Annotated in this window: 15 protein-coding genes, 1 tRNA gene and 1 riboswitch; of the genes, 9 read left to right on the forward strand and 7 right to left on the reverse strand. The window is 54.2% G+C overall.

The window, feature by feature from the left end; translation table 11 throughout:
- Positions 1-10 precede the first annotated feature (10 nt).
- Positions 11-1,963: a peptidylprolyl isomerase gene (locus IKB43_04590; protein MBR2469417.1), complete on the forward strand. Its 1,953-nt coding sequence runs from the start codon at positions 11-13 to the stop codon at positions 1,961-1,963.
- Positions 1,964-2,087: 124 nt separating this feature from the next.
- Here IKB43_04590 and IKB43_04595 read toward each other — a convergent pair.
- From IKB43_04595 to putP, 3 genes are all read right to left on the reverse strand, one after another.
- Positions 2,088-2,160 (reverse strand) — tRNA-Glu (locus IKB43_04595).
- An 80-nt stretch (positions 2,161-2,240) separates the two neighbouring features.
- The gene (locus IKB43_04600; GenBank protein ID MBR2469418.1) at positions 2,241-2,690 is read right to left on the reverse strand and encodes a beta-hydroxyacyl-ACP dehydratase; all 450 of its coding nucleotides are present in this window, start codon (positions 2,688-2,690) and stop codon (positions 2,241-2,243) included.
- A 70-nt stretch (positions 2,691-2,760) separates the two neighbouring features.
- Positions 2,761-4,302 carry a sodium/proline symporter PutP gene (putP, locus tag IKB43_04605; protein ID MBR2469419.1) on the reverse strand — a complete coding sequence of 514 codons (1,542 nt, stop codon included), beginning with the start codon at positions 4,300-4,302 and terminating at the stop codon, positions 2,761-2,763.
- Between the two features lie 82 nt (positions 4,303-4,384).
- Here putP and sfsA point away from each other — a divergent pair, with 82 nt between their 5' ends.
- Positions 4,385-5,143, forward strand: a complete 759-nt coding sequence (gene sfsA, locus IKB43_04610) for a DNA/RNA nuclease SfsA (protein MBR2469420.1) — start codon at positions 4,385-4,387, stop codon at positions 5,141-5,143.
- Positions 5,144-5,244: 101 nt separating this feature from the next.
- Here the strand turns inward: sfsA and nudC are convergent, their stop codons facing one another.
- Entirely contained in the window at positions 5,245-6,096 is an 852-nt protein-coding gene (gene nudC / locus IKB43_04615) for an NAD(+) diphosphatase (protein ID MBR2469421.1), read from the reverse strand.
- Positions 6,097-6,168: 72 nt separating this feature from the next.
- Positions 6,169-6,912: a type II secretion system protein gene (locus tag IKB43_04620; GenBank protein MBR2469422.1), complete on the reverse strand. Its 744-nt coding sequence runs from the start codon at positions 6,910-6,912 to the stop codon at positions 6,169-6,171.
- Positions 6,913-7,113: 201 nt separating this feature from the next.
- A riboswitch (cobalamin riboswitch) is annotated at positions 7,114-7,311 on the forward strand.
- A gap of 4 nt (positions 7,312-7,315) precedes the next feature.
- Here IKB43_04620 and IKB43_04625 point away from each other — a divergent pair.
- The 6 genes from IKB43_04625 (at position 7,316) to hrpA (ending at position 16,528) form a co-directional block, all read left to right on the forward strand.
- Entirely contained in the window at positions 7,316-9,337 is a 2,022-nt protein-coding gene (locus tag IKB43_04625; protein MBR2469423.1) for a TonB-dependent receptor, read from the forward strand.
- Between the two features lie 67 nt (positions 9,338-9,404).
- A complete protein-coding gene (locus tag IKB43_04630; protein MBR2469424.1) occupies positions 9,405-10,541 on the forward strand; it encodes a hypothetical protein in 1,137 nt (378 codons plus the stop codon).
- A gap of 76 nt (positions 10,542-10,617) precedes the next feature.
- A complete protein-coding gene (locus IKB43_04635) occupies positions 10,618-11,406 on the forward strand; it encodes an inositol monophosphatase (protein MBR2469425.1) in 789 nt (262 codons plus the stop codon).
- A 19-nt stretch (positions 11,407-11,425) separates the two neighbouring features.
- On the forward strand, positions 11,426-12,283 hold the full coding sequence (locus IKB43_04640) for an HAD family phosphatase (GenBank protein MBR2469426.1): 858 nt from the start codon (positions 11,426-11,428) through the stop codon (positions 12,281-12,283).
- A 13-nt stretch (positions 12,284-12,296) separates the two neighbouring features.
- Complete coding sequence (locus IKB43_04645; GenBank protein MBR2469427.1) at positions 12,297-12,437, forward strand: hypothetical protein; 141 nt, start codon at positions 12,297-12,299, stop codon at positions 12,435-12,437.
- A gap of 62 nt (positions 12,438-12,499) precedes the next feature.
- Positions 12,500-16,528, forward strand: coding sequence for an ATP-dependent RNA helicase HrpA (gene hrpA, locus IKB43_04650; GenBank protein MBR2469428.1), 4,029 nt, complete (start codon positions 12,500-12,502; stop codon positions 16,526-16,528).
- An 83-nt stretch (positions 16,529-16,611) separates the two neighbouring features.
- Here the strand turns inward: hrpA and IKB43_04655 are convergent, their stop codons facing one another.
- Together IKB43_04655 and glgC are read right to left on the reverse strand one after the other, a co-directional pair.
- Positions 16,612-18,732: a glutamine synthetase III gene (locus IKB43_04655; GenBank protein MBR2469429.1), complete on the reverse strand. Its 2,121-nt coding sequence runs from the start codon at positions 18,730-18,732 to the stop codon at positions 16,612-16,614.
- A gap of 656 nt (positions 18,733-19,388) precedes the next feature.
- Positions 19,389-20,639: a glucose-1-phosphate adenylyltransferase gene (gene glgC, locus IKB43_04660; GenBank protein ID MBR2469430.1), complete on the reverse strand. Its 1,251-nt coding sequence runs from the start codon at positions 20,637-20,639 to the stop codon at positions 19,389-19,391.
- A gap of 188 nt (positions 20,640-20,827) precedes the next feature.
- On the opposite strand from glgC, the gene IKB43_04665 reads away from it, so the two are divergent.
- Positions 20,828-22,690, forward strand: a complete 1,863-nt coding sequence (locus IKB43_04665; GenBank protein MBR2469431.1) for a phosphoenolpyruvate carboxykinase (GTP) — start codon at positions 20,828-20,830, stop codon at positions 22,688-22,690.
- The last annotated feature ends 292 nt before the right edge of the window (positions 22,691-22,982 follow it).

Genomic DNA, 22,982 nt, shown 5'->3' on the forward strand with positions numbered 1-22,982 from the left:
AGTCATCTCTATGTTAACGTGGATTAATGAAAAGGCCAAGTGGGTCATTGTCATTTTTGCTGCCGGTATTGTCGTGGGCCTTCTGGCCATGGACCGCGTGCCCAACACGAACCAGAGCTATCCGGTAGCTATCGTGAATGACCACAAGGTCTCCTATGGTGAATTCGACACCCGCATCAAGAGAATCGTGCAGAACCAGTACCAGGGCCAACATCTCGAAGACGAACAGTATGCCCAGCTCCGTTCCGAAGTGTTCCGCTCCTTTGTGCGCCAGGTCATGATGGAAGGCATCTACGAAGACGCCGAACTGCGTGCTTCTGTGGTCGAACTCAAGAGCGAATTCAAGAACAATCCCGATGCCATCCGCGCCCGTCTGGTGCAAGAGGCCCAGAGCCGTCTGTACGCTATCCAGCAGCAGGCTACCTCCCAAGAAGACCTGATGCAGCGCTCCCAGGCCTACATCGCCTCTCTTCCCAAGTTCCTGGTGGACACCAACTTCAACAAGGCCGAATTCGACGCCTGGCTCGAGACTCCCCAGGCTTTCCAGTGGGGCGTGATGCTCCAGTTCGAAGAAGACCTGAAGAACGCCACCATTCCTTCCCGTCAACTGCAGGTGCTGGTCGGGGCTTCGGTGCACCCCACCTCTCTTGAATCCAAGTGGAACGTGGACCGCCGCATGACGGATTACGACATGGACGTGGCATACGTCAATGCAAACGACTTTGCCGTAGAAGAAGCCACTATCGACAGCGCTATGGTCAAGGGCTATTTCAACGCCCATGTAGATAGCTTCTTTGTAGAAAAGGACGAGGTCCTCTTTGACTACGTGAAGCTCCCGGTGGCCGCTACCGACGCCGATGACGAACGCATCCGCGAATACGCCATGACGCTTTACTACCAGCTTTCCGATACCTCTTCTACTGCCAACTTCGAAGACATGGCCCGCATTTCTTCCGAAGATCCGGGCAGCGCCGAAAACGGCGGCATGCTCTCCCAAGAAGCCGGTCACGGCGCCTTTGTCGAGGAATTCGAGAAGGCCGCCCTGGCTCTGGATTCCGGCGCTATTTCTGAACCGGTCAAGACCCGCTTCGGCTACCACATCATCAAGAGCTACGGCAAGACTACTGACTCTACCGGCGCAGTTTCCGCCAAGGTGGGCCATATCCTCTTGGTGGTGAACGCTTCTTCCGAAACTGTAGATAGCCTTGAAAACGTTCTCTCCGGAATCAAGACCGATATGGCCGCCGGCAAGTCCTTTGCCGATGCCGCCAAGGATCGTAACCTTACGGTGGAACGCTCCGAATGGGTTGGCCCCGGCGACAACATTGCCGCCCTCGGCTACCTGAAGGGACTGACTTCCTTTGCCTGGCCCAACGAAAACCTTTCTGAAGACGTGGGCGATGTCTCTCCGGTTCTCAAGAACAACCAGTGGGTTGTGGTGGCCACCAAGGCCAAGGAACTCAAGGCCGGCGAACGTGACGTGAGCGTTTACTATGACGCAATCAAGAAGAACCTGCTCAAGAAGAAGAGCGCTGCCGCTGCAGCCGCTTACCTGACCTCCATGGCCGACAAGGTGAAGGCCTGGGCTCCGGCTGATTCTGCCGCCGACTCTACGGCAGCCAATGCTCCTGCCGAAATCGAAAAGGTAAAGATTGAATCCAAGAGCGCTTCTGTGGAAGGATTTATTCCGGGCTTCGGCTATGCCAACCCGAATGTGGCCAAGGTGCTCAAGAACCAGAAAGAAGGCGAATGGGGCCCTGTGGTGGAAACCGACAACGGTGCCGTGATGATTAAGGTCAAGTCCAAGAAGGCTGTGGACCAGGCCGCTCTCGAAACCGCCATCAAGGACGACAAGGACAATGCCGCCCGCTTCACTTCTATGACGGCCTTCAGCCAGTATGTGGGTGACTTGGAAAAGGCAACGCCTGTGGTGAACAATCTGGACCTGTTCTACAAGGACTAGTTGTACAGCGTTGTTAAGCCCGAACAAATTTTGCCACCTGCAGATGCGGGTGGCTTTTTCTTTGTGCCGCTTTTTTTCGGAAAAAAGAAAACCGACACACCTTTGTGATGCATCGGTTTTTTTATACCCCCAAGCGGACTCGAACCGCTGTTGCGGGAATGAGAATCCCGAGTCCTGGGCCACTAGACGATGGGGGCGAGCGAACCAAATATATAAAAATCCGCCCAGATTTAAAGGCTCCGGGCGGAATCTTTTTGAGATTTTTTAGAAAGTCCTGCTAGACCATGGCGGCGCTGAAATCCGCCTTGGTGCAGAGGGTTTCCTTTCCTTCGGCATCAACGGTATAGAGCTCGCCGCTGTACTTGAAAATGCCGTGGCGGGCCATGACCAGCTTGGCCTTCAAAACGATTTCGGCAGGGGGGATTACCGGTGCACGGAATCGGCAGTTTTCTACGCCCATAAAGGCGGGACGCTTGCCCGTGGTTTCCGCTTCGCGGCCGATCATGGTCAAGAGCGTTGCCGCCTGGGCCATAGATTCAATCTGGATGACGCCGGGGAGCACGGGGTTTCCGGGGAAATGCCCCTTCAGAAATCCTTCTTCGCCGGTCAGGTGCCACTTGCCTACGATTTCCATGTTCTCGACGTCGAGGCTGAGGATTTCGTCAACGAAGGCGAAGGGCGCCTTCTGCGGCAAGATATTGTGGACGGTGTCGGCCTCGTAGAGGATTCCGTCTTTGTTGGATTTAGGTAATGATTCTAGTAGGGACATTTTTTCTCCGTAATATGCGGGCGAATGGTTAAAGTTTCAGTGTGCTGAGGCGGGTGTGTTCCACCTGGTCGAACTCGTCCTGAATTTCCTTGCTGGGGGCCTTGGTCAAGAGGCTCACCACCACGATGGTCACAAAGCTCAAGACGAAGCCGGGCACCAGTTCGTAAATCTGGAAGATTTCGGCAGGGAAGCTGGAAAGGTAGAACTTCCACACGAAGGTGGTGATGCCGCCCACCAGCATGCCGGCGATGGCTGCGGGGAGGGTGGTACGTTTCCAGAAGAGGGCGAGGAGCATAATCGGGCCGAAGGTGGCGCCAAATCCACCCCAGGCGAAGCTCACCAGGCTCATGACCACGTCCAGGAAACTCTTGCCGTGCTTCACTCCGTCGGCACTGGGAGCGCCCTGCATGGCCACGATGACGGCGATAACGGTGATAAGCACCACCACGCCACGGCTCACCCACATGACTTCCTTGTTGCTTGCATTCTTGCGGAACAGGTGCTTGTAGAGGTCGTTACTGAAGGCAGAAGCGGAAACAAGCAGCTGGGAGTCGGCGGTACTCATGATGGCGGCAAGGATGGCGGCCATCAAGATGGCGGCAATGGCCGGGTGGCAGAGCGCCTGGCAGAGGATCATGAAGATGCGTTCCGGGTCGTCCACCTTGATGCCGTTCGCTTCCACGTAGTAGCGACCGAGAATGGCAATCATGATGGCGGCACCGAGACAGATGGTGACCCAGGTCATGGCGACGCGGCGGGAGAACTTGATGTCTTCGGCGTTCTTGATGCTCATGAAGCGCACCAGGATGTGCGGCATGCCGAAGTAGCCGAGGCCCCACGCGAGGCTAGAAATCAGGGCGATAAGGCCGATGGACTTGCCGGTGGTGGCGTTGGTGAACAGGCTCATCAGGTAGGGGTTCTGGGCGTTCACCGCGTCCATGGTGGAGGCAAATCCGCCAGAGCCGCTCATGATAATCAGGGGGATGGCGACCACGGCCACAAGCATCATCATGGCCTGGATAAAGTCGGTCCAGCACACGGCAAAGAAGCCGCCCATGAAGGTGTAGCTCACCACGACTACAGCCCCAAGAATCAGGCCCGTGGTGTAGTTCATGCCGAAGATGGTGCCGAACAGTTTAGCGCTGGCCACAAATCCCGATACCGTATAGAACAGGAAGAAGGCGAGAATGAATATGGAGGCAATCACGCGGATGATGCCCTTGTTGTCGCGGAAGCGGTTAGAGAAAAAGTCGGGGAGAGTGATGGAATCGCCGCAGAAGTGGCTGTACTTGCGGAGGCGCTTGCCTACGATTTTCCAGTTGAAATAAGTGCCGATGACAAGGCCGATACCGATCCAGGCTTCGGAGAACCCGCTCACGAACACGGCACCGGGGAGCCCCATCAGGAGCCAGCCGCTCATGTCGGAGGCCTGGGCGGACATGGCCACCACCCACTTGTTCATTCCACGGTTGCCCAGGTAGTAGGCGTTCAGGCTGTTGGCCTTCTTGGAAAAGTAAAAACCGATGCCGAGCATCATCAACAGGTACAGGATAAAAACGGTAATGACCATTTGAAGTCGTACTCCTTTTGTTTTCTTCAAAATTAAAAATTTTCGCCGAATTCTTTATTTATATTCTGGTCAAATTGGAAAAATGCCGATGAAATATGGTGAAATTGTCCAGGGCGAGTTCTTGGAGCGGCCGAACCGCTTTATCGCCCACGTGAAAATAGACGGCAAAAAGACGGTGGTCCACGTGAAGAACACGGGACGCTGTCGTGAACTGTTGCAGCCAGGCGTAAAAGTTTTTCTGGAAAAGTCGAAAAATCCGGAACGCAAGACGCCCTACGACCTGGTGACGGTGGAAAAGGTCACTCCCCGCGGGAAAATCCTGGTGAACATGGACAGTCAGGCTCCCAACAAGGTGGCCGCCGAATGGATTTGTTCCAGCCGGGAACGCTTTCCGGAGATTACCTTTCTAAAGCCGGAATACACCTTCGGGAATTCCCGCTTCGACTTTTACATCGAATATCGGGGAGCGGGGAAGACCAGGGCACAGAAAGCGCGGCTCCACAAGATGTTCCTGGAAGTGAAGGGTGTGACTTTGGAATACGACGGTTCTGCCTCTTTCCCAGACGCTCCGACGGAGCGGGGCGTCAAGCACCTGCGGGAACTTGCCCGCATTCTTGGGACCCGAACGTCTGCAGACGACGGAACACCTTACGAATGTGGCGTGCTGTTTCTGGTCCAGATGAAGGGCTGCCACCGCTTTGGACCCGACGAAAAAATCCATCCGGAGTTCGCGGGAGCCCTGCGGGATGCCCGAGACGCAGGTGTGGAAATTTTTGTAGTGGACTGCAAGGTGACTCCGAAGACGGTTAGCGCCGACAAGCCCGTGCCGCTAGTGCTTTAAGTTGTGTAAACGTCATGGCGTGCTACGACACGCCATCTAGGTTCCGGCTCGTGGGCCGGAATGACGCAGATTTGTACGTCATGGCGGACCTGATCCGCCATCTAGCTTTCTTTTATCGTAAATCCACGCCTGAAATTCTCGATGAGGCAGCAACTGATGCTTACGTCGGTCTCGTATTCGGGAATGTCTTCGCGCCGGACCCACATGGCTTCGGAAAGCTCCGCCTCTTGCATGTGGATGGTGTCGTCGCCATCCAGTTCGGCGGTGAACCCTGCGATAAGCGAGTCGCTGAAAGGCCACGGCTGGCTCCCGAAATAGCGGACGTTTTTCACACGAAGGCCCGCCTCTTCTAGAACCTCCCGGTGTACCGCCTGTTCCAGGCTCTCACCGATTTCCACGAATCCCGAAATCAAGAAGAGTCTTGGGTTCGGGTTGTCGATGTTGTGGGCCATCAGGAGCTTGTCACCGTTGTGCACGGCCACAATCACCACCGGCGAGATTCGCGGGTACACGACGTTCCCGCATTTGGGGCAAACCATGGAACGTTCTTTTTCGCCACGGGCCATTTCACTTCCGCAGCGGCCGCAGAACCTATTCAGGGATTCCCAGTGGGCGAGGTGGGCGGCGGTGGCTCCACCCAGGCGTTCTACGGGACTCATATTGCGGAAGGTCCGGCTGACCATGTATTCGTAACCCTCGGGAGCGTCACCGCAGGTAACACTATCATCCAAAAAAAACGCCGTCTCGTCGATACTGAAAAGGTAATGACCTTCAAAATTTTCGAGGCTCTTGCCTTCAAGTTCTAGTAGTTCGCCTACGCGGGGAATGGTGTAGGCGGTACCCTTCTTCAATAAGGTTTTTGCTCCGTCATACCGGATAACAAAATCCGTAGATTTCGGTCCACAGATTTTGAATTCGTTGTAGAGCTTGTGGGGGAGTATTTCGTGGATCATTTAATTGTCTCTTTTTGCGGAAACAATATAGTCAAAAAAAAGAACCCGCATTGGTGCTGCGGGTTTGTGGAGCTATTCGCACTGGAGTTTGTTGCCATTCCCAGAGCATCCGGGCAAGTCCTTTGCTACTCCGGGTGGAACTTTCGTTCCGCAACGTGGGTAATCGACCCATCCATTTTTATTTCCATGCTCAGCATTGTGTGCATCTTTTAGGGCTTGGCAGTCGACGTCTTGCGAAGGTGAAGATTGTGTCTGTTCATCTGGTTGCTGTTCTGGTTGCTGTTGCTGCTGTGGCTCAGGGTCGTTGCTCGCCTGTTGGGTATTGCCTGAATTTCCTTCGCATTCGTCTCCAATATTTGCGACAGTCCAGTTGTGAGTCAGTTTGGTACATTCGTCGGAATTGACGTTTGTAGCGTAGACAAGACTCCGTTCGGCCAAGATAGATACGGTAACGGCCCATGAACTGCCCAACGCGCAGTCATTGAGGCCACTTAAGCTAGTAGCAATCCAACCAATAGCAGCACTTTGATTTCCATCGTATACAATGTCCTCGTCTGCGCAGCTTTTGTATTTAAAGTAGGACGAAACACCGTTTGTTCCAGGAGCTTCGTAACCAATGTTCTTCCAACTTCCAATGACAGTTTTGTCGGCTTGGTACGCTTCTTGCAAATGTATGTAAACTCCGGCTGCCGTTGGTGCTTCGCTAGCCTTTGCCTTGGCGATCATCGCGAAAAGTTTTGGTACGCCAACGGCCGCCAACACGCCCATGATGACGATGACCACCATTATTTCGATGAGGGTGAAGCCTTTTTTCATAAAAAATCCCTTGATCCCGATGAATACGACGAATATAGTTTATTTGCGTTAGTTTGTGCTTGTTTTAAAGCGGAAAGTGCAAAAAACGACATGAAAAACTTACATTTGTAGAAAATTTGGCGTTTTTAGGCAAATTTTGCCCTTTTTTGAGAACGTTGCACCTGTCCTGGTTTTACATTACCTACATTTGGCCTAAAGTTTCCTGTGCCCTGAAAAGCCCATGCTGGCGCCCTACTGGGTGGCCCGCAAGGAGAGAACCCCGTGAAAGCCGGGGGCGGTCGCGCCGCTGTAAGGGAGGACGAAACCGGCATGAACCAATGCACGAGCTGTCGTGTGTGAAGGAACCGGGAGTAGATTGAGCCCCGAGCCAGAAGAACTGTGGGAAACGCTTTGTTGAGGAACGATGCGAACGACATCTTTCTGCAAGGCCGCATACGCTGCGGCTCTTTGGTGCTGTGCTGCCACGGGTTTTGCCGTGGCTCACGTGCCTGATGCAGCCCCGGTCCAGGACCTCGGGGTGTCCGAGGTGTCCGGTGACGACGGGTACAAGCCTACAACAAGTGCCAATTATACAGAAATTACCTCCGATGCTTGGGAGGGCAAGGCTCTGTCGGCGGCAGACCTTCTCTCGACGCTGCCCGGAATTCAGTCCTACAAGCAGGGCGGGTTAGGCAGTTTCCAGACGGTTTCTATCCGCGGGATTGCGGCCCGAAATATTCTGATTTGCGTAGATGGCGTTCCGCTGAACGATGCCAGCGGCGGGGCGGTGAACCTGGGTTCCATCGACCTGAACCAGAAGGAAAAGGTGGAGGTTTACAAGAACAACGTTCCTGCAAAATTTGGCGTGTCCGGTGTCGGCGGGGCCATCAACTTTGTGACCAAGAACGCCGTCAAGAAAGGCGGCCGGGTCCTTGCCGCCTACGGTAACCACAACACCTGGGAGGGTTCGTTCCAGGTGGCGACTCCCGTGACCGACAGCATCATGTTCGCCTCTTCTTTTGCCACGAGGCATTCCGACAACGACTACGAATATACCAACCGGAACGGTACCCAGTACAACGACGAGGACGACTACACCGCCACCCGCGAAAACGCCAAGTTTACCGATGTCTCGGGGAATGTCCAGTTCCGTATGCTTCACGGGAACGGGTATTTTTCCACCTTGTCGGCGACGGCCTCCAGGGCCGAAAGCGGTAACCCCGGCAAGGAACAGAACCAAACCAAGGTAGCGAAGTTTGTGGGGGAGTCTGCGCTAATCCGCTACGGGCTTGAATCGGTAGGCTACCTTGATGACAAGTTGTTCTTGTATGGCGCTCTTTCGGCACGGTTCGACAAGAACATGTCCAGTTCCTTCTACCCCCTGGACCACATCGGCTTTGGGAACAATGTCTTTATGGATTACGGAACGGCCACCTACAAGCTGGTTCCCGAGCTGTGGACCGAGTTTACTCCTTTGGAACATTTGACCGGAACGGCCCGCGTGGCCTACGAATGGGAACGCGCCGAAGCCCGAGGGAATTCCAAGGACTGGGCGCTGGACCGTAAGACCTTCGTTGGTTCCGGAGATTTGTATTACCAGTTTTTCAGGTACGCAGGTCTCGGCGGTGAAGGTTCCGTGCAGGCGTTGAAGGACCGCCTGGACAAGGGAGCCTTCGTGTTGCCGACGGGGACCCATACCCTGGATAAGGCGGCAGATCGGGACGCTACATTTGCGGGCCGAATTTATTCAAGGTTCGGTGCCAGCGCTTCTCCATTCATGGGGGAGGTTTCCATAGGCCGTTTTTACCAGCAGCCCGCCCTGATGGAGCTTTACGGCACATTCCCCGGCGCGGTTTCCAATCCGGAATTGAAACGGGAAAAGGCAACCAAGTTCGAGGCAACGGGCACATACAGGTTTCCGGGGAACCGCACGGCTTTTCAGGCCACCTATTTTGAGTCCCATGTGGAAGACGGAATCTATTGGCTGATGTCGGTAGAGCTGCTGCGTCCTGAAAATGTAGCCCGTTCCCTTGTCCGAGGAGTGGAGATGGAACTGAACAGCAGCCCTGCGAAATTTTTGGATGTGGTGCTTCGGGCGACTATCCAAAAGACAAGGGACCGTTCCCATTCCAACACCTATAACGGTAACAAGCTCCCCGGTGAGCCGGATCGCAGCTATTATGCAGAAGCGACCCTTCATTTGCCATTCCGTTTCGACTTTGTTTGGGCTTCGGACTGGCGAAGCGTTATGTATAGCGACCGAGCCAACAGAACGGAACAGCCGGCCGTGGCGACCCACCGTGCCTCCCTTTCGTACAATCCCTTTGATAATACCCGTTTGACTTTTAGCGTGAATAACATTACCGACGAAAAGTACCGAAATTTCTATACGCCTTTTCCCATGCCAGGAAGAGAATACAAGTTCACAATCATACAGGGGTTCTAGCCCCCTCGCTATACGGAGTTCATAGAGTTATGGCAAAGTATAGTGTAAAGCCAGAAAAGGACAAAACATGAATAAGAAACATAATGTCATTGCGAGCATGGCGAAGCAATCTCTCGCCTGCATTGCTGTGGCCAGCCTTGCTTTTGGTCTCTCCGCTTGCGGTGACGACTCCAGCTCTTCTAGCACAAGCGGCCCCATCGTTGGCGACGTGGAACTTGCCGGTGTCATTTTTGATGGCGGCGACTACCAGGTGCCCGAAGGAGAACTCCGTTGGATTGATGTGGAGGGCAACATCTCCGAAAAGAGCCTTTCGTTCTACCAGGATTCGAGAGTCGCGACCAATGGCAACGACGTGTTCGTTATGGAAGGTCTGGGCACGGATAACGTTTCCCTGGTCAAGCCCGAATTCATTGAAGAGGGTGCCAAGAAGGCTGTGGTCTGGCAGGTAAAATTTGAAAATTCCAACCCGGTGGACATGGCTTTCGATGGCGAAGAAGCCTGGGTGGCTCTCCAGAATGCCGACTCTCTCGTGAAAATCTCTACCAAGGATGGCAAGGTCGTAAAGTCCATCAAGACTGGCGAATTTGCCACAGGAGAAGAGGTTTCTCCGTATGTGACCGATGTGGAATTTGATGACGGCACGCTTTATGTGCTGATGCAGCGCTATTCTTCGGATGAAAACTTCGTTTTCACTTACCCGAAGGGCCTGGTGGCTATTTACGACGGTTCTACCGGCAAACTGCAGGACACGATTCAGCTTGTGACGAACAATCCGACAAAGTTGACCTTCTACAAAGGCGACCTTTATGTGGCCTCTCTAGGTGAATACGACGGTAAGGCCGATGACAACCGCGGCATTGAAAAGGTTGATCTCGATGCCAAGAAATCAAGCCTTGTTATTTCTGGCAAAAAGCTGGGTGCCGGTATCTACGGGTTTACCGCAGAAGATGGAATTGCCTTTGCGGCCCTCTATAAGGAATGGGGCAGCACGCCGGTTGTAAAGATCGACCTTGAAAAGGGTTCTTTCGAAGAAGTGAAGGGCATTGCCGATGCCCAGGCCACCCTTGCCTACAAGGACGAGGCTCTCTATGTGGGCGACCATACCATGGGCAAGGAAAAGATCTATGTCTATAAGGACGGCAAGCTGACCGGCTTTGAACAGCCCAAGGGTGCCCAGGTTCCTTACAGCATCGCCTTGTTCTAATTGACATATAACAATTATTTTTGAATTTAGCCTTGCGAGCAAGCCCCGCGGGGCTTTTTCTATATTTGGGGCGCTTATGGAAGACCTGAAAAAATACCTGGATTTGGCGGAACGCCTGGGCCGCGAGGCGGGGGAGCTTTGCCTTCGCCTGCAGGGCGAACTGGGCGATGTGAAGTACAAGTCTGTTAAAGATGTAGTGACCGTTGCCGACGTGGGCAGCGAGAAGCTCATTGTGGAAGGAATCCGCAAGGCGTTTCCGAGCCATTCTATCAGAACTGAAGAAATGGGCGTGGTAGAAGGCTCCGACCCGGATTTCCGCTGGATTATCGACCCGGTGGATGGCACGGTGAACTTTAGCCGGGGCATTCCCCTTTGGGGAATTTCCATTGCGCTCCATTATAAGGGTAAGCCCCTGGTGGCGGTGATAAACCTGCCTAAGCTTGGGGAGTTCTTTACGGCGACCCTCGGGGGCGGCACCTTCATGAACGGCAAGCGGGTCTGCGTGAGCAAGGAATCCAACCCGCTCCATGCCATCGTGAGCAACGGGGATTTTAACGTGGGCGTGGCGACAGAAATCAACGCCCGCAATTCCAAAAATTTTGCCCGGGAGGCCGAGGCCTTCGAGCGGGTCAAGTGCCTGGGTTCTGCGGTGGTGGAATCCTGCTTTGTGGCCTGCGGCCGCATAGACGGATTCGTGATGACCATGAGTTACCCCTGGGATATTGCCGCCGGAGCCCTGATGGTTACGGAAGCGGGTGGCATGGCCACTCATATCGACGGCACACCCATGCAGTTCGTGGACGGCGAACAGGTGCTTTTCAGCAACGGCCTGATTCACGAAACCTTGGTAAAGACGGTCTCGTAGCGTATTGTAGGACTGTATCATGAAAATCCTGTTTACCGATCTGGACGGAACCCTGCTGGACGACAACAAGGATATTTCCGCAGAAGATTTGTCCGCCATCCGCAAGATGATTGAGGCCGGCCACAAGTTCGTGATGACCACGGGGCGGCCCTTGACCAGCGTCAAGAAACTGGCCGAAAAGTACGGCTTTATGGAGGCCGGATTTTACCTGGTGAGTTTCAATGGCGGGCTCATTTACGACTGCGGGGCAAAAAAGCCCATACTGACCCGGCGAATTTCCGTTGACGACGTGAAGTTCATTATGGATGCGGCCTTTAGCTCGGGAATGCACGCTCATACCTACGCCGGAGACCTGGTGGTTTCGGAACACGAGACGGAACAGCTCAAGACCTACTGCCGCCTGATGCAGATGGACTACGTGGTTGTAGATGATATCCGGGAGTATTTTGCTGGAAAAACCGGATGCGATGCGGCTCCGACGGCACCCATAAATGTGGTGGTGAAGCCCCCTATCAAGGTGAACATCATTACGCCCTTCGGTCATTCCAGCCTGGAAAGTTTCCGTGCCGAAATGCGCAAGACCACGGCGGGAAAACTGTTTGACGTGTTCAGCAAGCCCGAAATGCTGGAATTTTCGCACCTGCAGAGCAACAAGGGCGACGCGGTGCGCTTTATGGCGGAATTTTACGGAGTCCCGATGGGGGATACCATTGCCGTAGGCGACGAAGAAAACGATTGCCCCATGATTGAGGCGGCAGGCATTGGCGTTGCTATGGCGAATGCCTCGCAAGTGGTCAAGGATGCCGCCGATTATGTGACAGAACGGGATAACAACCACTCGGGAATCGCCGAAGTCATCGAAAAGTTTGTAAAGTAGGGAGGAGGAATCTATGGAAGAAAAACAAACCTATCGTGAAGTAATGCCCGGGGAACTGCCCTGCGAAAAGCCGGATTGCGACGGCGTGATGGTTGTCGATCCGGACAACAGCTACAAACTCACCTGCGACAAATGCGGACACATAAAGGAGTGACACGAATGTGTCATCCTGAGCGGAGTGCGTAGCACGTAGTCGAAGGATCTGGATCCTTGATGATGATTACATCAAACCTGAAAATCACCTACCCCGACCTCCCCGTCGTTGATCATCGGGAAGAGTTTTTCGAATTGCTCGAAAAGCACCAGGTGGTGATTGTCAAGGCGGACACCGGTTCCGGAAAATCCACGCAGCTACCGAAGTTCTTGCTGGAATGGTATTTCTCAAAGGGCGAAGCCCGTACTCATACCTCAGAGCGCGAAGCGCGACCTCACAAACTCTTTAAAATCGGTGTCACAGAACCTCGCCGGCTGGCGGCGATTTCCATTGCGGACCGCCTGCGCGAAGAACTCAAGGACGAAACGCTCGTTTCTACGAAGATCCGCTTCTGGGAACAGGGCCAGAGTGATGCCCCCATCAAGGTGATGACCGACGGCATCCTGTTGCAAGAATTCCGCCGCGATAGGCTTTTTAGGCAATATTCGGCCATCGTGATAGACGAAGCCCATGAACGTTCGTTGAACATCGACATCCTTCTTGGCATTTTCAAGACGGTTCTGCAGGCCCGCCCCGAATTCAAGCTGATTGTGGCCTCCGCGACGCTGGATGCCAGGCTCTTCGAGGAATTTTACGACAACAGCTGCGTGCTGGAAGCCGAGGGCCGCACATTCCCTGTGGACGTAGAATACTATTTCGGTGGAGGGAATGGAGATCCCCGCCTTCGCGGGGATGACAATACGGGGCGCGACACTAGCGGCAAGGGCGATTCGGGCTTGCTTGACGAGGCACGGGATGCGATTCTGGACTTGGAAAGCCGTCACCGCGACCACCTGCTCTGTTTTTTACCGACGGAACGTGACATCCAGGATTTGGCGGGGGAACTTGCCCACGAACTGGATTCTGCGACGTTCGATATTCTCCCGCTGTACGGGCGCATGAGCCCTGATGAACAGCGTCGCATTTTCAAGCATACGGAAAAGACCCGCGTGGTGCTCGCGACGAACATCGCGGAAACTTCGCTCACGATTCCTGGAATCGCCTACGTGGTGGATACTGGTACGGCCCGCATTTCGCGGTACAACGCGCAGTCGCGCATCCAGGGCTTGCCCGTCGAGGACATCTCGAAGGCCAGTGCCCGGCAGCGCACAGGGCGTGCGGGGCGCGTAAAGCCGGGTGTCTGCATCCGCCTCTATTCTCCCGAGGATTTCGAGAAGCGCGACGAGTTTACGGAGCCGGAAATCCGGCGGAGTAATCTCGCCAACGTTGTCCTACAGTTGCGCAGTCTCGGGCTGGAGCTGGAAAATTTTCCGTTCCTGCAACCGCCACCGAATTCGGCTTTCCGAGGGGCGTACAAGACCTTGTTTGAACTGGGAGCGCTTACTGCCGATAACGCCAGCGGGCAAGTGACCAAGCTCGGCCGCGAGATGACGCGCCTCCCCATGGACGTGGCGCTCTCGGCGGTGCTCCTGCGGGCGCGGGATGCCGGCGTATTGCAGCCCGCGCTGATTGTCTGTTCGGCGCTCTCCATCCAGGACCCCCGTGTAGTGCCCAGCGAGGAGCCGGAACGCACCCGCATCCGCCAGCTGCATCGCAGGTTTGCTGGCCACAAGAGCGATTTCCTCACGTTTATATGCATGTGGAATGCCTTCTGTGCCGAATGGGATGGTAAGACCTGGAATAAACTGCGCAAGTTCTGCGACAAGAACAGCTTGCACTTTTTGCGGTGCCGCGAGTGGATTGATTTGTACGAGCAGTTCGGGCGCATCCTCGACGTGAAATTCGAGAATCGCGTATGCCCGCTGGACAGTTTCCATCGGGACAACCTGCACATCGCGCTTCTTTCGGGATTCCTGGGCGGCATTGCCCTGCGCGACTTGGAAAACGGTTGTTACCGCCTGGTGAGCGGGCGCGAGACGCACGTGTTCCCGGGCAGTGACCTTTACGGCAAGAGCGTGGAATGGCTTTTTAGCGCCGAGGTGCGTGAGACGAGCCGCATCTTCCTCAACAAGGCTGCCGAAATCAAGCCCGAATGGATTATGCAGGTGGCGGAACCTTTCTGCACGCGCCGCTGGTATGCGCCCACATGGAACCAGGAACGGGGTTTCGTGGAAGCGGTGGAGGAGGTGAGTTTTCGCGGGCTTGTGATTAGCCGCGGTCACCGCGTGGATTACGCCCGCGTGAACCCCGACGAATGTGCCGAGATTTTCTGGCGGGAGGCCGTTGTGCTTGGCCAGATGGCGCGCCCGTTCGCCTTCATGACGCACAACGAGCGCGTCGTTGAGGACTTGCATGCGCTGGAGGCCCGCAAACGCCAATTCGGGCTTGCCCCGAGCGAAGACGCCCTGGTGGATTACTACACGCGCATCGCGCATGAAGTCAATTCCATCAAGACATTGAAGGACTACATCCGCGAACACACCGACCAGTTCCTGAAATTCGATGCGAAGTATTGGCTGGAGCAGAACGATAGCGGATTTAGTGGTGTCATTGCGAACCCCGAAGGGGTGAAGCAATCTCTAAGCGACTTTTGGGGCAAGGGTGGAAAGAACGTCATTCCGGGTAGAGCCTGCCCCGGACTCGATCCGGGGACACGGAATCTAGATGGCGGATCACGGTCCGCCATGACGGATGGTAAGAGCCGCGCCGACCTCGTACCCACACTCGGCGGTTCTCTCGAACGTTTCCGCATTGAGGGCCTGGACGGTTCTAGCCGCATGGTGTCGGGCGAACTGGTGTTCGATGCGACTCGTGACTGTGACGGCATTACGCTGGACTTGCCTTGCGACATGCTCCCGCAGGTGACGCCTGCGTCTCTTGCGCTTTCAATCCATCAATGGCGGGAATGGATGGCTCAGTCCGTCATCCGTGAATTGCCCAAGAATGCGAAAAAGCAGCTGGAAAATCGCCGCACCTTTATTGATGACGGCTTCTGCGACAAATTGAAGGCGAACCCGCACAAGGCTCCGCTTTTGCTCCTGTACGAAGTCTTCTCCGATATGAAACAGCTGGATTGCGATGTTCCGACGGTTACTCCTGAAAAGGAGAATCACCTGCGCTTGCATGTAAGGGTGGCTCAACATTCCTTCGATATCAATCCGGAGTGGGGGAGTTTCCGGCTTTTTGCGGCGGTGCGCCCTGTGGTAGAATCCAGCGGAATCGATTTTTCTTTGGACGGTATGCGTTTTGGCTGGCGACTCGGGGAATCCGCGCTCATGACCCCGCAGGAATCCGCCTTCTGGCAGTCCTTCCGCAAGCGGGTGGATAAATTTTCTTCCAAAAACGAAAAAATTACATTGCTTGTTTCGCGATTGGAGATGGGTTCATTTTTCGAACCTCGCGCCTCGAACCTCGAGCCTCTTTCGAACTGGCTCGTCAAATCCCTCGTCGCCGACCATCTGGACCCAGCCCGTTGCGTTCTTTTTACAGGTCTTGAATATTCCCGCGGCAAGAAACTTCACGATTTCAAGAATTTGGCAGCCAACACCCGGAGCGAAGACGAAGAGACCCGCATGGCACTTGCCCGCGCCACCTACGAGTCCGCCTTGCTTGGGGCAGAACCCTTCGTGAAACTCTGGGACATTTTGCGGGAATTCTCGGTAGCTATGCGTCAAGGGGGCGACCATGCCCGCGATGCGCTGGCCGCGTTAAAGGCAAAACACAAGTCTATCGGAAAAATTCTGGCCCTCTATTCCCTAAATTCTGTAGAAAGGACGCTTTTCGAAAGGATTTCCGCCCTTTCACAGGCGCTCGTCGATGAGTTCAAATTTGAGGGTGATAACTGCCTTGCCCTTGGGGCGCTCAATGACCCCCTCAACCTCTCTGTTCGGGAACTTCGCGAAATGTTCCGACCTTTCCTCAAGGCCCGCTATATCAAGGATCACGAACTCAAGAAAGTCCGTGAAATCCTTTCCAAGATGGAACGGATGCAACCGGACGATGCCGAATATCCCACGCTATACCTGCAGGCACGAGCCATGCTCGAGGACTTCGAAATACTTAAGTTCAAGCGCAAGGGAGACGACTCCGAAGAGGTTATCGAAGATGACGCCCTCGCTAAGCTGAAAAAGAGCTTTGGTCGCCTGAAATAGGGCGTGCTGAAAAAACGCACATATAAAAAAACGCCACCGGATTTCTCCGATGGCGTTTGTGTGTCTATTGAGCAACAGGGGGGTTAGTATATAAACAACATCTCGCGATACTTGGGCAGGGGCCACTTCTCGTCGGGGATAACCTTTTCGAGCTTGTCCACCTGCACGCGGAGATCCGCCATCGCTTCGAGGATGTTCTCGTGCTTTTCGCCCAGGGCCTTTTCCATGCGCTCGATTGCAGAGGCGAGGGCCTTGTAGCCTTCTCCCAGTTCCTGAGCGTAGGAATCCACCGCGGCAAATCCCTGTTCCTTGGCCATGGCGTTGGTCTTGAGGGCCGTACTGTAGGCGCAGAGCACCTGCGGCAAGATAACGTTCTTCGCGATGTCGTCGGAAATCTTGCCTTCGATGTGGATCTTCTTGTGGTATTCTTCCAGGTTCACTTCGTAACGGGATTCCAGTTCGCGCTTGTTGAACACGCCGTACTTTTCGAAGAGGGCGATGTTTTCGGCTTTGTTCAGGGCCTGCAGCGCTTCCATGGTGGTGCGGGTGTTGGGGAGGCCGCGCTTGGCCGCTTCTTCCACCCATTCGTCGGTGTAGCCGTTACCGTTGAAGATAACGCGCTTGTGTTCCTTCACGATCTTCTGCAGCAAGGACTGCAGTTCTTCGTGGAACTTGTCGGCCGGAACCTTTTCGAGCTTGTCGGCGATGATGTCGAATGCTTCGGCAACAATCGTGTTCAAGATGACGTTGGGTTCGGAGCAGCTCTGGCTGGAGCCCGGAGCGCGGAATTCGAACTTGTTGCCGGTGAAGGCGAAGGGCGATGTACGGTTACGGTCGGTCGCGTCGCGGGGGAGAGGCGGCAGCGTGTCGCTCCCGAGCTTCAGGGCGCCTGCCTGCTTGCTGGACTTCGGGTCACCCTTTTCGAGCTGGTCGATTACGTCGGCAAGCTGGTCGCCCAGGTACATGGAGATGATTGCCGGAGGCGCTTCGTTGGCACCGAGACGGTGGTCGTTGCCTGCGCCCGAAACTGCCATGCGGAGCAAGTCGGCGTGAGTATCGACGGCGTAAATCACCGCGCAGAGCGTAGTGAGGAAGATGGCGTTCTGGTGCGGGTCCTTGCCCGGGTTCAAGAGGTTCGTCTTGCCGTAGTTCACCGACCAGTTGTTATGCTTGCCGGAACCGTTGATGCCAGCAAACGGCTTTTCGTGCAGCAGGCACACGAGGCCATGACGGTCGGCGACCTGGCGGAGCACTTCCATAATCTGCATGTTGTGGTCGCAGGCGAGGTTCACTTCCTCGAACATCGGGGCAAGTTCGAACTGTGCGGGGGCGACTTCGTTGTGGCGGGTCTTTGCTGGAATGCCAAGTTTCCAGAGTTCCTTTTCCACATCATTCATGAAGTTCAAGATGCGGGCGGGAATGCTACCAAAGTAATGGTCTTCCATCTGCTGGTGCTTTGCCGGAGCTGCACCGAACAGCGTACGGCCGGCCTGGTAGAGGTCCGGGCGCTGCAGGTAGAAACGCTTGTCGATGAGGAAGTATTCCTGTTCGGCTCCGAGGGTGACGGTGACCTTCTGCTGGGCAACGCCGAACATGCCCATGAGGCGGTCGGCGGACTTCTGCAGGGCCTGAATGGAGCGGAGCAGCGGAGTCTTCTTGTCCAAGGCTTCGCCGGTGTAGCTACAGAATGCAGTCGGAATGCAGAGCGTGGCGCCGTTACCGTGACGTTTGATGAATGCGGGGGAGGTGGGGTCCCAGGCGGTGTAGCCACGGGCTTCGAAGGTGGAACGCAGGCCGCCGCTCGGGAAAGAGGACGCGTCCGGTTCTCCCACGATCAGGTTCTTGCCGCTGAAGGCCATGATGGCCTTGCCGTTTTCGGGTTCCAGGAAGGAGTCGTGCTTTTCGGCGGTAGAACCGGTGAGCGGCTGGAACCAGTGCGTGAAGTGGGTGGCACCCCGGTCGATGGCCCACTTCTTCATGGCATGTGCGACTTCGTTTGCGATGCTCGCGTCAAGGGGTGCGCCCTCGTCGATGGTGGCGAACAGTTTCTTGCAGATATCCTTGGGCAGATAGGCGCGCATGGCCTCCGCGTTAAAGACGTCCTCGCCGTAAAAGTCGAGACTTGCGGGTGCGGCGGGCATGTTTGCGCCCGCGGCTTCGCTTGCGATTTCCTTGATGGCTTTCAGCCTGTATTCGTTGCTCATGGCAATCTCCTAGTGTGAATTTTGTTTTCGCTGCCATGAAAGCAAAAATTATGCCAAAATGTGTTAAATCGTAATGCTCTGCTAAAAAAGCAAAAAAATGGGAATAACTGTACTTACATGAAATGGTTGTTTTTCGTAAATTGAAAAAGAAATCAATGTTTTACAAGAGTTGTAAATTTTGTTTATCCACTAAATCAAAGTATTCTATTTCAACATTTTTTTTGATAAAGTAGTTTTCATGTTTGAAAATTTTCATGGATAATTGTTTCAACTATTTCTCTCTAGATTCTTGGACTTCGATACTATTATATATTGATACAAAGCGTGTCTCTGAAAATGCGTCACAATCGTTGTTTTGCACTACAAGGTTTTTGCTCGAGAGGTTGATGAATCCTTAATTTTTGTGTGTGAATAAAATTGCAAAATTCGCTCACCTCATATAATCCTTTTGTAGATGTCGGTGCATGCATGAAGTTTGTAAAGAATTGGAAAATTCTTTGCTAGTTTGTGTGTAGTGTAAAACATGCTTTCTTTGGGGCATCAAAAAAATGAGAACTATAAATGACTAGTTCAGCGCTCTTACTGCGATGACATAAATCATTTACCCAATGGCTGTAATAAGCCGTTTCGGTTTCGTTCTATTGAGGATGTAGCTATTAAGCTTTAATCACCGTATCCTTGGCAAGAACCACGATGCCGGAGTCGGTCACGTGGAACAACTTTTTGTCTCGTTCCAGGTCATAGCCGATCTGGAATCCGGCTGGAATATGCAGGCCCTTCTCGATGATGGCACGGCGCACCTTAGCGCCCGGGCCGATGGTCACGTTCGGGAATAGGATAGCCTCCTCTACCAGGGCATCTTTCTGGATGGTGACTCCTGGACTGAGAATGCTCTTGACCACGGTGCCGCCGCCGATGATACAGCCCGAAGACACGATGGAATCGATGGCCGCCCCCTGGTGGGCGTTGCCTTCGCCGGCAAAGAACCTTGCGGGAGGCTGGTTCCAGTTGTAGGTGCGGATAGGCCAGTAGTTGTTGTATAGGTCGAAGGGTGGGTTTTCGGAGCACAGGTCCATGTTGGCCTCGAAGAAGGCGTCAAGGGTTCCCACGTCGCGCCAGTAGCCCTTGGTAGAGGCCTGTTCGCCACGGACGATGTTGGTGTTGAAATCGTACACGTAGACGGGGTAGTCCTTGTAGAGGCTCGGGATAATGTGCTTGCCGAAGTCGGTGGCGCCGCTCGCGGCACCCTTCATGAGTTCCCGGACCAGGAACTTGCTGGTAAAGATGTAGTTGCCCATGCTGGCGAGGCAGTAGCCGGGGTTGCCGGGCATTTCTTTCGGGTTCTTGGGCTTTTCCTCGAAACCGATCATTCGGTTGTCCGCATCCACCTCGATGATGCCGAATTCAGAAGCTTCGGACACGGGCACCGGGATAGCTGCAATGGTCAAAAGGGCGGCGCGACTCAGGTGGAAATCGATCATCTGGTTGATGTCCATCTTGTAGATGTGGTCGCCTCCGAAGATGGCCACCAGGTCGGGGCGCTCGTCGGTAATCAGGTTGATGTTCTGGAAAATGGCATCGGCGGTGCCACGGTACCAGTCGTCGCCGGTACGCATCTGGGCGGGCACCAGGTCCACATACTGGTCTAGGCTCGCGTTCAGGTTCCAGGCGGCGGAAATGTGCTTGTTCAGGGAATCGCTCTTGAACTGGGTCAGCACCTTGATCTTGAAAATGCCGGAGTTGATGAAGTTGTTCAGCACGAAGTCGATGATACGGTAAGTTCCCCCGAAGTGGACGGCGGGTTTTGCCCGGTCCCGGGTGAGGGGTTGAAGACGGCTACCTTGACCGCCGGCCATGATCATGCAAAGGATGTTTTTTTGATGCTCTCTAGAGTAGGACCAGTTCATATTTCCTCGGAAAAATGCTTATTTGCTTGTACACCACTAATTTACCTTATTTTTTAGAAAAAAACACAAAAAAAGGAAAAAAGCACCTTTTTTTAGGAGGTTGGACCTTTTGCCGGGGTTTGTTTTTTGTAAATTTATCCCCGTTCGAAATTATCGAAACTTAACGTTAAACCAAACAGGAGCTCTATATGAGTCTGACTCTCAACGACATCAAGCACAGCAAGATCAAGGCTTGGGTTGAAGAATGCATCGCAATGTGCGAACCGGACAACGTGGTTGTTGTTGACGGTTCCAAGGAAGAATATGACGCCCTCATGCAGAAGTGTGTCAAGGCTGGCCTTGCCACTCCGCTCAAGAAGAAGGAAAACTGCTTCTTGTTCCGTTCTCTGCCGTCTGACGTGGCCCGTGTCGAATCCCGTACGTTCATCTCTTCCGTGAAGGAAGAAGACGCCGGTCCGACCAACCACTGGATCGACCCCAAGGAACTTAAGGAAACCATGAAGGGCCTCTACAAGGGTTGTATGCACGGCCGTACCATGTACGTGATTCCGTTCTGCATGGGTCCCCTCGGTTCCCCGATTTCCAAGAACGGTATCGAACTGACCGACTCCGAATACGTCGTGCTCAACATGGACATCATGACTCGCGCCGGCAAGAAGGTCCTCGACATTTTCAATGCCGACCAGAACGCTGAATTCGTGCCCTGCCTCCACTCCGTGGGTAAGCCGCTCAACAACGGCGAAACCGACGGCGGTATCTGGCCCTGCGCTGACGTCGAACACAAGTACATCACCCAGTTCCCGGAAGAACGCCTCATCTGGTCGTACGGTTCGGGCTACGGTGGAAACGCCCTCCTCGGCAAGAAGTGCTTTGCTCTCCGTATCGCTACCGTTCTCGCTCGCGACGAAGGCTGGCTCGCCGAACACATGCTCATCCTCAAGCTCACCAACCCGAAGGGCGAAGTCAAGTACGTGACTGGCGCCTTCCCGTCTGCTTGCGGTAAGACGAACCTCGCCATGCTTATCCCCACAATCCCGGGCTGGAAGGTTGAAACCATCGGTGACGACATTGCATGGATGAAGTTTGGCAAGGATGGCCGTCTCTACGCTATCAACCCGGAAGCCGGCTTCTTCGGCGTTGCTCCGGGCACCTCTGCAGAATCCAACAAGAACGCTCTTATCTCTGCCGAAAAGAACACCATCTACACCAACTGCGCCCTCACTGAAGACGGCGACGTCTGGTGGGAAGGCATCGGCTACCCGGCCAAGGGCAAGCTCGTTGACTGGAAGGGTCAGACCCGCGACGCTCTCCCCAAGGACAAGGCTCCCAAGGGCGAAGAAATGGCTCACCCCAACGCTCGCTTCACCGCTCCTGCCAACCAGTGCCCCTGCATTGCCAAGGAATGGGAAGATCCTGCCGGCGTGCCTATCTCTGCAATCCTCTTCGGTGGCCGTCGTCCGTCCACCATTCCTCTGGTCCACCAGTCCCTGAGCTGGAACCACGGCGTGTTCCTCGGCTCCATCGTGGGTTCTGAAATCACCGCTGCTTCCACCATCAACGCTGCTGAAGTCGGTAAGATCCGTCGCGACCCGTTCGCCATCCTCCCGTTCTGCGGCTACAACATGGGCGACTACTTCAAGCACTGGATTGAAATCGGCAAGAAGTCTACCGAAGACAAGCTTCCGAAGATCTTCTACGTGAACTGGTTCCGCAAGGATGCCAACAACGAGAAACTCCCGGGTGGCTTTATGTGGCCGGGTTACGGCGACAACAGCCGCGTGCTCGCTTGGATCTTCGACCGTTGCGACGGTGTCGATAACGCCAAGGAAACTCCGATCGGTTACATGCCGAAGGACGGCGCCATCAATACTGAAGGCCTCGCTGACTACTACAAGGAAACTCTCCCGGAAATCACGAAGGTTGACGTGGAAGGCTGGAAGAAGGAACTCGCCGACGTTAAGGAAAACCACTATCCGAAGTTCGGCAAGCACCTCCCGAAGGAACTCTCTGAAATCATCGACATGATCCAGGATCGTTTGAATAAGGCATAATAAGGCGAGTAAAGCGGGAACAAACTCGTTTGTTCCCATTTCCGAGCCGATATGCCTGCGCTCGTAGAGCGCAACGCTTAATCAACCTTATCTTTCCTAACGGAAATCCTTTAAAATCCCTGCTGCCAGCGATGGTGGCGGGGATTTTATTAAAGGGGGCTTTGTAAGCCCACTTTTTATGTTACGAAAGGTGTAATAACTGCTCGTGTTTTTACAAAAAATGAAATTTATTCCTTTTCTAAAACCGCCTTCGATTTTCCATTCTTTACATTTTCTTTCCGCTTTTTCAATA

Origin of the sequence: Fibrobacter sp. (assembly GCA_017503015.1) — a bacterium.
Taxonomy (GTDB): domain Bacteria; phylum Fibrobacterota; class Fibrobacteria; order Fibrobacterales; family Fibrobacteraceae; genus Fibrobacter.

Bases quoted from the DNA above. Each gene is read 5' to 3' on its own strand.
- nudC (MBR2469421.1), bottom strand. From the start codon at position 6,096: ATGATCCACGAAATACTCCCCCACAAGCTCTACAACGAATTCAAAATC.
- IKB43_04645 (MBR2469427.1), top strand. From the start codon at position 12,297: ATGGAAGAAAAACAAACCTATCGTGAAGTAATGCCCGGGGAACTGCCC.
- glgC (MBR2469430.1), bottom strand. From the start codon at position 20,639: ATGAACTGGTCCTACTCTAGAGAGCATCAAAAAAACATCCTTTGCATG.
- IKB43_04635 (MBR2469425.1), top strand. From the start codon at position 10,618: ATGGAAGACCTGAAAAAATACCTGGATTTGGCGGAACGCCTGGGCCGC.
- IKB43_04665 (MBR2469431.1), top strand. From the start codon at position 20,828: ATGAGTCTGACTCTCAACGACATCAAGCACAGCAAGATCAAGGCTTGG.
- IKB43_04630 (MBR2469424.1), top strand. From the start codon at position 9,405: ATGAATAAGAAACATAATGTCATTGCGAGCATGGCGAAGCAATCTCTC.
- IKB43_04620 (MBR2469422.1), bottom strand. From the start codon at position 6,912: ATGAAAAAAGGCTTCACCCTCATCGAAATAATGGTGGTCATCGTCATC.
- IKB43_04590 (MBR2469417.1), top strand. From the start codon at position 11: ATGTTAACGTGGATTAATGAAAAGGCCAAGTGGGTCATTGTCATTTTT.
- IKB43_04625 (MBR2469423.1), top strand. From the start codon at position 7,316: ATGCGAACGACATCTTTCTGCAAGGCCGCATACGCTGCGGCTCTTTGG.
- IKB43_04655 (MBR2469429.1), bottom strand. From the start codon at position 18,732: ATGAGCAACGAATACAGGCTGAAAGCCATCAAGGAAATCGCAAGCGAA.
- hrpA (MBR2469428.1), top strand. From the start codon at position 12,500: ATGATTACATCAAACCTGAAAATCACCTACCCCGACCTCCCCGTCGTT.
- sfsA (MBR2469420.1), top strand. From the start codon at position 4,385: ATGCCGATGAAATATGGTGAAATTGTCCAGGGCGAGTTCTTGGAGCGG.
- IKB43_04640 (MBR2469426.1), top strand. From the start codon at position 11,426: ATGAAAATCCTGTTTACCGATCTGGACGGAACCCTGCTGGACGACAAC.
- putP (MBR2469419.1), bottom strand. From the start codon at position 4,302: ATGGTCATTACCGTTTTTATCCTGTACCTGTTGATGATGCTCGGCATC.